This window comes from Vibrio sp. 1F255, from assembly GCF_041439145.1.
Taxonomy (GTDB): Bacteria; Pseudomonadota; Gammaproteobacteria; order Enterobacterales; family Vibrionaceae; genus Vibrio; species Vibrio crassostreae_C.
In genome coordinates, this window is sequence record NZ_JBGONQ010000026.1 from 68,829 (window position 1) to 82,040 (window position 13,212).

12 protein-coding genes are annotated in these 13,212 nt (G+C 43.6%); 10 read left to right on the top strand and 2 right to left on the bottom strand.

The window, feature by feature from the left end; all coding sequences use genetic code 11:
- Window positions 1-543 precede the first annotated feature (543 nt).
- The 7 genes from ACED41_RS14910 (at window position 544) to ACED41_RS14940 (ending at window position 7,000) form a co-directional block, all read left to right on the top strand.
- Window positions 544-2,289 carry an EAL domain-containing protein gene (locus ACED41_RS14910; protein ID WP_371725207.1) on the top strand — a complete coding sequence of 582 codons (1,746 nt, stop codon included), beginning with the start codon at window positions 544-546 and terminating at the stop codon, window positions 2,287-2,289.
- 223 nt (window positions 2,290-2,512) lie between these two features.
- Entirely contained in the window at window positions 2,513-2,884 is a 372-nt protein-coding gene (locus tag ACED41_RS14915; RefSeq protein ID WP_102331995.1) for a GntR family transcriptional regulator, read from the top strand.
- Entirely contained in the window at window positions 2,881-3,735 is an 855-nt protein-coding gene (locus ACED41_RS14920) for an ABC transporter ATP-binding protein (protein ID WP_017079596.1), read from the top strand. Before ACED41_RS14915 ends, ACED41_RS14920 begins: the two co-directional genes overlap by 4 nt.
- Window positions 3,735-4,592, top strand: a complete 858-nt coding sequence (locus ACED41_RS14925; protein ID WP_017060585.1) for a hypothetical protein — start codon at window positions 3,735-3,737, stop codon at window positions 4,590-4,592. The genes ACED41_RS14920 and ACED41_RS14925 overlap by 1 nt, the downstream gene beginning before the upstream one ends.
- Before the next feature lie 965 nt (window positions 4,593-5,557).
- Window positions 5,558-5,845: a putative quinol monooxygenase gene (locus tag ACED41_RS14930; RefSeq protein WP_017088686.1), complete on the top strand. Its 288-nt coding sequence runs from the start codon at window positions 5,558-5,560 to the stop codon at window positions 5,843-5,845.
- Window positions 5,845-6,399 carry a nucleotidyltransferase family protein gene (locus ACED41_RS14935; RefSeq protein ID WP_371725208.1) on the top strand — a complete coding sequence of 185 codons (555 nt, stop codon included), beginning with the start codon at window positions 5,845-5,847 and terminating at the stop codon, window positions 6,397-6,399. Before ACED41_RS14930 ends, ACED41_RS14935 begins: the two co-directional genes overlap by 1 nt.
- 163 nt (window positions 6,400-6,562) lie before the next feature.
- Window positions 6,563-7,000, top strand: a complete 438-nt coding sequence (locus ACED41_RS14940; RefSeq protein ID WP_371725209.1) for a bifunctional diaminohydroxyphosphoribosylaminopyrimidine deaminase/5-amino-6-(5-phosphoribosylamino)uracil reductase RibD — start codon at window positions 6,563-6,565, stop codon at window positions 6,998-7,000.
- Between the two features lie 17 nt (window positions 7,001-7,017).
- On the opposite strand, the gene ACED41_RS14945 is transcribed toward ACED41_RS14940, so the two are convergent.
- Window positions 7,018-7,470, bottom strand: coding sequence for an NUDIX pyrophosphatase (locus ACED41_RS14945; RefSeq protein ID WP_017060581.1), 453 nt, complete (start codon window positions 7,468-7,470; stop codon window positions 7,018-7,020).
- A 279-nt stretch (window positions 7,471-7,749) separates the two neighbouring features.
- On the opposite strand from ACED41_RS14945, the gene ACED41_RS14950 reads away from it, so the two are divergent.
- The 3 genes from ACED41_RS14950 to ACED41_RS14960 all read left to right on the top strand — a co-directional run bounded on the left by ACED41_RS14950 (window position 7,750) and on the right by ACED41_RS14960 (window position 11,469).
- The gene (locus ACED41_RS14950) at window positions 7,750-9,462 is read left to right on the top strand and encodes a pseudouridine synthase (RefSeq protein ID WP_371725210.1); all 1,713 of its coding nucleotides are present in this window, start codon (window positions 7,750-7,752) and stop codon (window positions 9,460-9,462) included.
- Between the two features lie 155 nt (window positions 9,463-9,617).
- Window positions 9,618-9,998: a hypothetical protein gene (locus tag ACED41_RS14955; protein WP_371725211.1), complete on the top strand. Its 381-nt coding sequence runs from the start codon at window positions 9,618-9,620 to the stop codon at window positions 9,996-9,998.
- 310 nt (window positions 9,999-10,308) lie between these two features.
- Complete coding sequence (locus ACED41_RS14960; protein ID WP_017066118.1) at window positions 10,309-11,469, top strand: multidrug effflux MFS transporter; 1,161 nt, start codon at window positions 10,309-10,311, stop codon at window positions 11,467-11,469.
- Between the two features lie 201 nt (window positions 11,470-11,670).
- On the opposite strand, the gene ACED41_RS14965 is transcribed toward ACED41_RS14960, so the two are convergent.
- Window positions 11,671-13,029, bottom strand: a complete 1,359-nt coding sequence (locus ACED41_RS14965; RefSeq protein ID WP_017064890.1) for a Na+/H+ antiporter NhaC family protein — start codon at window positions 13,027-13,029, stop codon at window positions 11,671-11,673.
- Window positions 13,030-13,212 lie beyond the last annotated feature (183 nt).

The window sequence follows — 13,212 nt, forward strand, 5'->3', positions numbered from 1 at the left end:
AAATATCCCACCTTAAAGTTTAATTATTTAAATTTCGTAACAGAATAAATTAAAGTCAATCATTCAACAAATATAATTAATTCTATCATTGATTACTTTAATTAAATCACCAAAACAATACGCCACATAAATTATATTAATATCACATAAAATGACATAATTTAATTTTATCATGAAAAATTCTGATAAATCTCACACATCGATAAACCGAATGAATACCATCAGAAGCTACATTAGAAACCTCTAAATCCAGTCGCTAAACCTACCGCGTAGAAGCTGTGAAATGGATAAATACCAAAACAAATGGATAAATCCCCCTTACCCCTTGTAAATCATTGGCTTTCATTTATAAATTCAACTTTTGGGTGAACATCTCCATAACCTTTCATTAAAGCCCAAATTCTGCGATTAGTATCAACATCTTGAGATAAAATGGTGACATTTTGGTTATATTATTTAGATCGAACTCTTGTGTTGAATGAAAATCCCAGCCATCACATATCCATCACACAAATATAATAACTATCGCTTAGGAGTTGAGCTATGCACTGTTCTTTCAATATAAATAACAATAATGAGAGCTTGCAACTGATCTACAATGAAGAAAAAATATACATAAAAAGAGACAGTAATAAGATATCAGAGGAAACTCTTAATAGTAAAGAGAGTTTTGTTTTCAAATATCTTATTGAACACTCGTCAATATCAAACCCTCAATCTGCACGAGATGTTGAAGAATCTTTTAAATTACACTTTGACGAAGAGTTTAGCTTATACGCGTTAAAAAACATTATTGCTTCTATAAGAAAGAAATATCGAAGCTTATGCAAAAAAGCGAAGGTAGATAATAATAGCGAACTTATCTCTAACCTTTATAAGGTAGGTTACTTTATCGATCTCGATAAAAGCTCAACCAACCGTATCGCACCAAAGTATGACATCAACCAATTCAAGCCCAGCCAGTTCGAGATGTTGAAACTGATGTTCAACACCTATCATCGAGAACTGATCAAGGCTCTGATAGCCGTGTTCACCATCTCTTCCTTTTTCCTATTCGTTGTCTACTTTTTCCAAATCCTTTATACGACGAAGATTGCGAATGAATACAGTGAGAACACCAAACACATTGCAGCAGAAGTCATGGACTACGGTTGCGATAGCCACGGGGCTGTGCACTCGCTAAGGCACTCGCTCAACCTTGACTCTGTCGTCATGACCACACCTTATGGCTCCTGCTATATCTCGAAAACACGTTCTAAGATGATAGAGCTCAATCAAGTAGACGACTTCTACGATAGTGCTGACTTTGCCTATTCCCGCTTCATAGATACCGAGCACGACATTGAGATGGTTGCTCGAATATCTAAGCGCTCTATCGAAGCTCGATACAACAACTCGCTATTGCCTCTGTTAGTCGATTCTATCTCCATCCAGAAGAATGGTAACTACATCTTAAACCTTGGCGAAGAGAGTAAATCGATCTATCAAACCTCCCTACCAACGGGTGCAACCATCACCTTCTACAGTGACGACATTGTTGCGCTGTGGATTGCGCTTTCTCTGATACTCGCCACCCTGCTTTATCGCTCCTATATTCTGGGTTTCGTGATCTACCTGTTTCGTTGGAAACACATCTCCTTTGAAGAAGAGCCGATCATCAACACCGAAGACAACTGCGTTCTCTACTACGAGTTGTTATCTCGTGTGCGTAACGTTGGCGTTTTAAGCTTCATCAACACCATGAGACGCACCAATTTACTCACCTTTCATACTATTTTACTCATCGAGACAGTCAGAAAAGCGAAGTTAAACAACAGCCATGAGATCTATGGTGTCAACGTGTGTCCGAGTGCTTTGGTAGGGTCGAACTTCGCAAGGCTCAGAGAGCATTTAGCCGCGATGGAAGCGAATGAGTTTGTCGTAGAGATTACTGAATATTCGAACATTGGCTATGGGTGTGAGGTTATCGATAACATTAAGGATATCAAAAAGCTTGGTATCACTATCGCTCTGGATGACTTTGGTACGGGCAATAACAACATCGAAATCATCAATGTTATCTCTCCGGCCTATCTAAAACTGGATCGTTGCTTTGTTAAGGATATCGAGTCAGGAGAGCATCATCAGGGTGTATTGCTCAATATCTCGGAGATTGGACGCCTATCAAATATCACAATGATTTATGAAGGTGTCGAGACGCGTAGGCAGCAATATATCTTGTGTCAGTTAGGCTACAACTTACATCAAGGTTACCTATATAGCCGGCCTAATGACTCAAAGGAGCAATAGGCCCAGCCTAATAGAAATCTTGATCAGCAACCATTCCCTATTCAAATAATCATCGCTTATACAGCTGCTTGAGAGCCCACAAGGATGTAGGCTTCAAGTGCCCTCCCCACCAAACGTGCTTTATCTAAACATAAAAATACCCGATGCACTTTCATAAAATCCTTGCCAACTCGAATAAATAGGTTAGTGTTATACACATGTATATCACCATGCAGTTTTAATTATGACCGAATGGAAAGACGACCAGCCGATCTTTAGGCAGCTTGCCGCCAAGATCAGTGACCAAATTCTTCAGGGTGTTTGGCTAGAGCTACAAGCATTGCCCTCTGTGCGTGCGGTTGCCGCCGATCTCAAGATCAACCACCTTACTGTCATGAAAAGCTACCAGTTACTGGTGGATGAAGGCTTGGTAGAGAAAAAACGCGGCCAAGGCATGTATGTGGCCGAAGGGGCACTTCAAAAATTGAAAGAGTCTGCACACCAATCATTCATCAACACACAGATCCCAGCCATCGCTGAGACGCTAGGCATCATTGATATGAGTGTCGAAGAACTCGTGAAACAGCTAGCACAACATATAAAGGACAAGTCATGAGTACTTTACTTTCCGTGAAAAACGTAACCAAAACCTATTCAAATCAAGTGGGTGTCGAAAACATCAGCTTTGAGTTAAAGCCAGGGCAAGTACTTGGTCTGCTTGGCCACAATGGCGCGGGTAAATCGACTCTGATCAAATCACTGCTTGGTGGACACAACTATCAAGGTGAGATTGAAGTAAACGGCTACCACCCTATCCACCAGCACGCAGAGCTCATGCAGCACTTGTCGTACATCTCAGATGTTAACGTGTTACCCGAGTGGATGACGGTTAAACAACTGCTTCGATACACACAAGGTGTGCACCCTAGCTTCAACAAGCAAAAAGCAGAACAGACGTTAAGCAGCACCAATATTAAGTTGTCTTCTACTATCAAGCAGCTTTCTAAAGGGATGAAAGTACAACTTCACCTTGCGATCATCATCGCGACTGACACTCAAGTGTTGATCTTAGATGAGCCTACACTGGGCTTAGATTTGCTGTACCGCGATACTTTTTATCGCCACCTACTAGAATGGTTCCACGACGGCGAACGCGCCATGATCATTGCAAGCCATGAGGTTTCAGAAATTGAACACCTATTAACGGATGTACTGATTTTGAAGCAAGGTCATTGTGTACTGCAAAAAAGCATGGAAGACATCGAGAGCGACTATTTCATTATTGAAGTCGCAAACAACCATTCAAGCGAGATTCAGAAACTCAACCCACTGACCTCACAATCAGGGCTAGGCACTACTAAGTGGTTATTGGAAGGTCAATACAAAGCGCAGGTTGAATCACTGGGTAACATCTATAACGTTGGTCTCGCAGATCTATTCCTTGCAACACAGATGGAGAAGGCATAATGCATCCAAGTTTTTACATGCTAGAAAAAGAACTCATCGAGCACAAAATTAACACTCGATTGCCTCTGTTTGTCGCGTTATGTGGTTTCTTACTGTTCGTTAGTCTGTTCTTCAATGGCGCAGCGCAGCATGAGTTTTTCTTCGAAATGCAAGTGAACGGTGACGTGAGCGACATCCACAGAGAGTTCGCACAAGACCTCAACTCAGTGATCTACTTTGGCGCGGGCCTTATTTCACTGATCCTATCAACGCTTTACATCCCTAAAACGCTGCGTAAAGAGCGCCAAGAAGGCAGTTCGATGTTTTGGAGAAGTATGCCGGTATCTAACGCAATGACTCACGGTGTGAAACTCGGCTTCGGTTTAGTGGTGATTCCGGCTATCTGTGCATTGTTAGTACTGTTCGCAGATTTTCTATTCTGGATATTGAACGTCTCAAGTGAACAACAACTGGCGCTATTGGTTGAACAACAATCTCTGTTTTATGTGCTGAGCAACTGGGTCGTGTTTTTTGGACGAATGATGTTAGTTGCACTGGTTTTATTGCCACTGGCAACCGTCACTCTAGCGATTTCGCAGCTGGTAAACTCTCCATTGCTTGTCATTTTCATCTCAAGCTATGCGATTAAGTTCCTCTCTGTCGCCGTGTTTGGGTTCTATGGCATCAATGACTTCCTATCTCTCATCGCGTCATTGCCAATGAATGTGCTCATAGCAAGCAACCCATTAAGTGCGATTGCAGAAGCGCCGATTTTATCTTTAGGTATTTATGCACTGATCGGTGTTGGTGGCTATCTGCTGAGCCTAAAGCTGAACCGAACCGATGATGTCAGTTTGAAGACGCTCTTCCAACGTTAACGCATTCGCTCCTGACGTTGGTGTTATCTCTCCCGAGCAGTTAACCACATCAGATATCAAAATCTAAATCAAAGCTTCTGAGAAATCGGGAGCTTTTTTTCATCACGACTTTGCCAATACAGAGATGGGTAACAAGAACAAAGGGACAAAGGGACAAAGGGACAAAAGGGTTTTAGTTAGGAGTAATAGAGTGAAGCAACAAGAGATTCTAAGAGGAGGTATTAATGAGCTGACATTGAATGCATTGTTGTTAATGCCTGTCAGCTCTTTGGAGGATGATTTCTTTAGTCGCCGACCAGATGAAGGTCCTTGAGAGTGCTAATGAAATCGGTTTGTTGCGTTTTACATTTGATTAAGCTTTTCAGCTTTATAAAGCTTTACGATTTAAAGCTTATTTCTTTGATGCTTCTTTTGACGTGTCTTTCCAGTATTGGATACGAACGCGATGAAGCTGTGCTCTTCTCATTTTTTTCATAAGGGATATTTCCTTTTCTTTAACTGCTCTTCATGAGCTATTTTTATTGCCAACTATTCGAATCTAACGGTGTTTGATGCCCAGATCAATGATACAAATCACAAAATATATAGAGTTTTGAGTACCATTTACATCAAAGTACGACCTAGATATCAACTATGGCTCAAATCAATCCTATGAGCCGCTGTTCAAAATTAAGGTTAGTTCTCTCAGATGACAAATTCATTTCAGTATCAATACAGTTCAATGATACTAATTTAATAGACCGGACCAACGCTGATTTAGTTCCAGTGTCCTTATCATTTGTTGATTACATCACCTTTAAAGTTACGGTGTAACTAAAAAATACATTCAATGTGAACTAATAATCGCCACATTAGCCTATACGTTACAACATCAAAATGGGATTATGTTTGTAACAGATAGAGCTTTTGATAGAAAAAAGCCGTAATGGACCAAATTAAATAGACGTAATTAAATGGACGTAATTATGAGTAAAGTAATTCTGCAAGGGCATATTCTAGTGCCAGACAACGACCTAGAAGCAGTCACACAAGCCTTGGTTGTACACAAAGAACTGACACTGGAAGAACCTGGTTGTATCGTGTTTCGAGTCAGTCAAAGCACGCTTCAACCTAATCGCTTTGAAGTGTATGAAGAATTCACTAGCCGAGAAGCATTCGAAGCCCACCAACAGCGAGTAAAAGCGTCTGAATGGGGTGAAATCTCCCAGAACGTGACACGTCATTACCAAGTCACTGATGTTCCGACATCATAATGATACATCCGCTAGCCAAACGCATCGTCACGTTGATCAAACAAGATCCCTTACGAATGAAGGTTTTAGACTGTGTCGCTCAGTTGGATTTGCCGCAGTGTTATGTCGCTGCGGGCTTTGTGAGAAACCTCGTTTGGGATCACCAGCATGGTTATGCCTCCCCGACTCCACTCAATGATATTGATGTGATCTACTTTGATCCCATTGATACCTCTTACGAATCGGATCTTCGATACGAGGCTCAGCTTAAACAACGGTTACCTGAATTGAATTGGCAAGTTCGCAATCAAGCCAACATGCACACCAGAAATGGGGATGAGTCTTACCAAAGCTCATTGGATGCGATGAGTTACTGGCCAGAGAAAGAGACCGCAGTGGCCGTAAAGCAAAGCCTCAATGGAGACATCGAATGTATTTCGTCTTTTGGTTTAGAGAGTTTGTTTGATTTGCAAATCACACCCAACCCAAAGCGTAACCGAGATATCTTTGATCAAAGAGTACAATCCAAGAACTGGCTGACCCAGTGGTCCAAGTTAACGATTAGTCACAGTTAACTAGCTTTCGAATTCAAAGCTAAAACCATTGACTAAAAGCCCAATCAGATCGAACATGCCCCCACTTGTTAGCTTATTAATTTATTAGCTTAGTAACTAATCAACTCATCAACCGCACGCGACCACTAACTGCTGCGCTCTCTCGTCATACTGAGTAACGACCATGAACCAACAATACATGCAGCAAGCTCTTGAAGCTTCGCGCCAAGCCCTACCCGATTGCCAACCAAACCCGCCAGTAGGGTGTGTTTTGGTGAAAGACGATAAGGTGGTGTCTGTTGGATACACGCAAAAAGTCGGCGGAAACCACGCCGAGGTTGAAGCACTCAATAACTATAACGACAAAACGGACGGAACAATGGAAGGGGTTACCGCTTACGTAACTTTAGAGCCATGTTCGTTTGTCGGCAGAACACCCGCTTGCGCCAATACATTGGTTAAAGCAGGTGTAAAACACGTAGTCGTGGCGATGCTAGACCCAGACCCTCGTAATAATGGTCGTGGAGTTGCCATCCTTGAATCGCACGGCGTGAAGGTGGATGTGGGGTTATGCCAAGCGCAAGTGAGCGCCTTTTTAACCCCTTACCTTGGTAAGTCCTAGATCTTAAACAGCCAGTATTAGTTCAATTTCACTCGGTAAAGCGGATTGACTGGCTTATCGACAAAATACGACCAAATATGATCGTAGACGGCATGTTGGTTGGGGAACGGCGCTAACGCTTTTGCTTCTTCTAAATTACACCAGCGGTACTCGGTGTGTTCGTCATTCAGTTCAATCGCTTGGTTGGGTGGGCATAGCACCGCAAACACAGGGATTAGCTGAATCACATTCACGTGCGCCTCATAAAACTGCTCCAGAAACTGCGCGTTATACAAAGCTTCCACTTTAATTTGGGTCTCTTCTTCAAACTCGCGCACGATAGCCTGCCAGCCTGTTTCACCCGCTTCAATCGAGCCTGCGACGTGACACCAAAACTCACCTTTAACACGCTTCATTAATAGCATTTTCATTTGTCCGTCGCTCTCTGAAATAGCGACACCGGAAACAATCGAAGTATTGAGTGGAATCATAACGTTACCTTAGTTTTAATAAGAGGGCGGCAAGGCTACCACCCTTGGTTTGTTAAATTGTCTTCTATGATTAAAAACGAGAAGTTACTCATCAATTAATGGCGTTCAAGCCATAACTCATAGGCTCGTCGCTTGGCTATCCAGTAATAGAACTATTTCTTATTTGAGGCGCTTTTCGATAAAGAGTAGAATCGCCGCCTTGTACTGTGTTTAACGTCTCTGAACATACACAGTAGACTCACAACCATTTATCACCACGATATAAGTATTAATACGACTATGCACTCATCAAAACCAACGCACGACTCAGAAAACAGCCACACACCTGAGCATTGCTTCACTCGTTTTCAACAGCCGATCGAGTCATATTCGTTGCCTGAGCGTTTCACATTCCCGTTCTACTACGAACCGCACCCATTGTGTGAAATCGCTTCTCATCAGCTTCAACAATATCTAGAAACTCAAACCGACTGGCAGCATGACTTCGGACTTGATACTGACGCTGGTCGCGGCAAAATGTTTGGTGTGTTATTGGTGAAAAGCCCTGAAGGTGAATTGGGGTACTTCTCTGCTTTTTCAGGGAAAATCGCCGACCAAAACCTACTGCCTCACTTTGTACCGCCCGTGTTCGACATGCTCAGCAGCGACAGCTTTTTCCATCAAGACACAGCCGACATGATGGCTGTCAACGCTGAGTTTAAAGCGCTGCAAGCAAATACTGAATACCTTGAATTGTGCGAGCAACTGGCACAGCAAAAAGCGCAAGCCGAGCAAGAGATTGAAGCTCAACGTCTATTGATTATTGAAGGCCGAAAAACGCGTAAAGAACAACGTGAACAAGGTAAAGAAAACCTTGATGAGCAAGCTTTCGAACAGCTAAATAATGAGCTAAACAAAGCCAGTGTTGCCGACAAGAACCAGCAGAAGTACCTAAAACTTAACTGGGAACAGACCCTGCAAGTGTTGCAGGCTAAAGTGGATGTTTTCACCACTCAACTGGCTGAGCTAAAAGATCAAAGAGCGCACATCTCTCATCAGCTTCAACACAAGTTGTTTTCACAATACGCTTTCCAAAATGCGGAAGGAAACGTTGAAGACCTTAACCAGATCTTTGAAAACACGCCAAACAAGATACCACCAGCTGGCTCTGGTGAATGCGCTGCGCCTAAATTGCTGCAATACGCGTACTTACATGGTTACACGCCACTGGCATTGGCTGAATTTTGGTGGGGCCGCTCTCCAAAGTCGGAAATCCGCAAGCACAAGAAATACTACGCTTCTTGTCAGAGTAAATGTGTGCCGATTTTAGGCCATATGATGAAAGGCCTAGAAGTCGATCCAAACCCATTGCTAGAGAACCCAGCAGAAGGCAAAGAGCTGGATATTCTGTTCCAAGATGAGCACATCGTGGTAGTACACAAGCCAGCAGGTTTTCTATCTGTGCCGGGTAAAACCATCAAAGATTCCGCCTACACACGTGTTCAAGAAATGCATCCCGATGTTGAAGGCCCATTTGTGATTCATCGCTTAGACATGGCGACCTCTGGCATTCTAATCTTCGCTCTCACACGACGTGCGAACAAGAGCTTACAGAAGCAGTTCATTACTCGTGAAGTCGAAAAGCGTTACGTGGCAATGATTGAAGGCGTTCTAACAGAAAATGAAGGCTATGTTCGACTACCATTACGTGGTGATTTGTATGACCGCCCTCGTCAAATTGTCTGCTTCGAACACGGCAAGCCAGCAGAAACCAAATGGGAAGTGATTGAGCGAAACGGGCAAACCACTAAGGTTTACCTGCATCCTAAAACAGGGCGTACACACCAGTTACGTGTTCACTGTTCACACCAAGAAGGCCTTAACATGCCTATCGTCGGTGACGGCTTGTATGGCAATAAAGCCGACCGATTGCACTTACACGCAGAAAGACTTGCGCTGCACCACCCAGTCACCAAAGAGTGGATGGAATTCCAGTTCGACGCTGAATTCTAAAATCTCTCATTAGTAGCGAGCTTTGATAAGGAGTCACAACCGCTTGTGGCTCCTACCTCTTTTGGGTATATATCCACGCTTATTGCACTACATCAAGATTCACTTTGTTGTGAAGAGTAGCATGCCCACCTTCTTCTCTCCTTGAGGCCTTTGATATGTCATCAGCTGCTTTGAATTTACAACCTAACAAACTGACTTCCCCATTAATTGCGACTCAAGCACCGAGCTTGAAGCCACTTACATCCAAAAAGCCAGACTTAAACTCGGCAATGCTTAACTTAATTGAAGAAGTTAAAAACGAACTCCCACTTTACGAGTCAGAGACGTTTATCTGTGGTCCAAAAGGAAATTGCTCGGGTTGCTCTAAGCAACTACTAGAGATGGTCGACAGTGAGTTAATGTATTGGGAGCACAGTATTTCCATTGGCCAAGGCCCCAACTTCGAGGAACTGCGCCGCTTTGGTAAGCTATGCAGCAGTGTTAGACGCGGTTTAGAGCGTAACGGTTTAGTCGAAAAGCGCCCAAAGAAAAGATAACAAGCCAACTCGATAATCATTACAATGTGTCGTTGGCGATCACAAGCTACCCTGCTACTAACTGATTGAACTCGTTAGCTATAAAAGTAATAATGTTTTGTAATACAATTCAGTATACAAACCGACTTCGTAGATTCGGACTCATAGAGATAAGTTCATCGATACTTTCACCATATTCTTGAACAACTCTATCTTTCTTGTCTGACGTGCCTTAACCTTCTGTATATCAATATCACATCAATTAGAAACCTACCTTGGACAACGGAGAGCGACCTTGAAGAGACCACAACCAGTACTGGGAAAGACCGGTATGCTATTTTTTCTCGTCATAATAAGTGCTTTCCCTCCATTGACCATCGACCTTTACTTACCTGCGCTTCCGCAGATGGTCGAGGTGTTTAATACTGACCGATCAATGGTCAACCTAACCCTGAGCAGCTACTTCGTTACTTACGCCATCGGTCTTTTGTTCTGGGGGCCGCTCAGCGAAAAATTTGGTCGTAAGCCGATCCTATTAATTGGATTAGCGAGCTATATGGTCGCGAGCATATTGTGCGCGATGACCAATAGCATCGAACAGTTGATTAGTGCTCGTGTATTCCAAGCCTTTGCTGGCAGTGCTATCACCGTTATCGCTACCGCCATTGTCAAAGATCTTTATGACGGCCGAGAACGTGAAAAGATCATGGCGACTATCATGTCACTGGTGATCATCGCGCCAATGGTTGCGCCTGTATTTGGTGCCTTTCTACTGAAAATTGCGTCTTGGCGAATGATGTTCGTCACCCTCGCCATTTTTGGTGCATTTGCGTCAGTATTAGCTTGCTGCTATCGAGAAACGCTCGAAACCAAATACCAAGGTTCCATGTTCCGTTCATGGGGAAGAATGGGCGTGGTCATGAAAAACCGCTCGTTCCTCAAGCTACTGGTCATTTTCTCTATCATACCGATGGCGTTGATGGGCTTTCTTGCGGCGGGTTCTTATATCTACATCGATCACTTTGGATTGACCGAACAACAGTTTAGCTACGCGTTCGCATTCAATGCATTATGCGCCTCATTTGGTCCAACAATTTACATGAAGTTGTCCTACCGAATGCCGGTTCAAAAGGTCATCTCAGGATGTTTTGCTTTATTGGCGCTTGCGGGCATCTTCACCCTAACCATTGGCGACCTGTCCCCTTGGTTCTTTATGTTCATCGCTGCTCCAGCAACATTAATGGCGATCATCATGCGAGTACCGGGCACCAACTTAATGTTGAATCAACAAGATCATGACACGGGCTCTGCCGTCGCACTGATACAGTTCTTCAGCATGATTTGTGGCTCGCTTGGCATGGTATTAGTTTCAATCCGCCCAGAGTCACTGATTGAAAACCTAGGCTTTATCCAATTATCCATCGGTACGCTAGGCGGCCTGATGTGGCTAATGGTCAGAAACAAAGAGTTCGTGACTAATAAGCTGAATTAAAGCTCTCAAGCCTAATTGTCATTCACACTACAATAAACTTGAAAACCGCTATAACGAAATTAGAAACCGTCTACATAGGCGGTTTTCTTGTATTTGAAGACGTACATTGAATTTTCAAGCCATGAGTTTCACGCACAAAAAAGCTCCTATTAAGGAGCCTTCTTATCAGAGCCAGTGAGCACTCAGTTTGGTCAATTGTTACTAAGCTTGAGCCACTTGACGTGCTGGGTGTTTAATAAACACAGCAACCACAGCCACGATTGCAAGAGCAAAACAGTAGTAAGAGTTAGCTACAATATCCAAAGGCGATAGGTTAAATACCGAACCTAACAGCAATACCTGCGCACCGTAAGGCAACACGCCTTGAATCACACAAGAGAAGATATCCAACAAGCTTGCAGAACGACGTGGAGACACATTGTTCTCTTCCGCCAATTGACGAGCCACACTACCAGACACAATAATCGCTACCGTGTTGTTTGCAGTACATAGGTTCACCATAGATACCAAGCCAGCAATGCCTAGCTCACTCGCACGACCATTCGCTTGCTTAGAGTGAGAAGAACCAAATGCACGAATCAAACCGCTCACTAAGTTAGTCAGAAATGCTAATCCACCTTGGCGACGCATCAGCTCACTCAAACCACCAATCAGCATCGACAGTAAGAAGATCTCTTGCATGTTGCCAAAGCCTGCGTAGATATCTTGAGCGTAATCCGTCATACCGTAGTTCTCAATAGAACCTAGGCTCACTCCACCCGCTAGCAAGATACCAATCGTCAACACAACGAACACATTCATGCCCGATACCGCAAGGATTAGGATAGTGATGTACGGAAGGACTTTCAGCCATTCAATTGGGCCTGTTTCAGGAACTTGAGTTGCTGTGCTGTTGAAAGCAAAGATAACAATCGCGATAAGTGCAGCAGGAAGTGCTATACGGATGTTCTCTTTAAACTTGTCTCTCATCTCACAGCCTTGCGAGCGAGTCGCGGCAATCGTGGTATCTGAGATGATAGAAAGGTTGTCACCAAACATAGCGCCACTTAGCACTACGCCAGCGGTTAGAGGAATACTCATACCAGCTGAGTCAGCAATGCCTAGTGCAACAGGAGCAACCGCAGCGATAGTACCCATAGAGGTGCCCATTGCTGTCGCAATGAACGCCGAAATAAGGAAGATGCCCGGTAGGATCATGCTCGTTGGGATAGCCGATAGACCAAGGTTTACCGTCGCGTCCACGCCACCAGAAGCTTTAGCCACAGCAGCAAAAGCACCCGCCAATAGGTAGATCATACACATTGCGATAATGTCTTTGTGACCCACGCCACCTAAGAACTGCTCAATCGCACGGTTCAATTTATCTTTGCTCAATAGCAACGCTAACATCACAGCAGGCAGAGCCGCAATCGGAGCTGGAAGTTGATAGAAAGCAAAATCGACGCCTTGTAGCGACAGGTATGTACCCACGCCAATAAACAGCGCAAGGAAAACGATCAGAGGGATAAGCGCCACTGCCGAAGGGGCAATTACCGCGTTAGAATTTTTTGAATTGGACATGGAACGACAACACAATAGAACAGGAAGGTGAGCAGACTAATGTCACACTTAGAACTTGTCAACGTCTAGACGTCTAAACGCCTAATTTAATGCAAAGTAATAAGAACCCTATTGAGCATCACGTAATAAAAAAGGTTCATCGCGGATTAGCGGGAACTAAAAACAAAAACGGTAGTAAGTGAT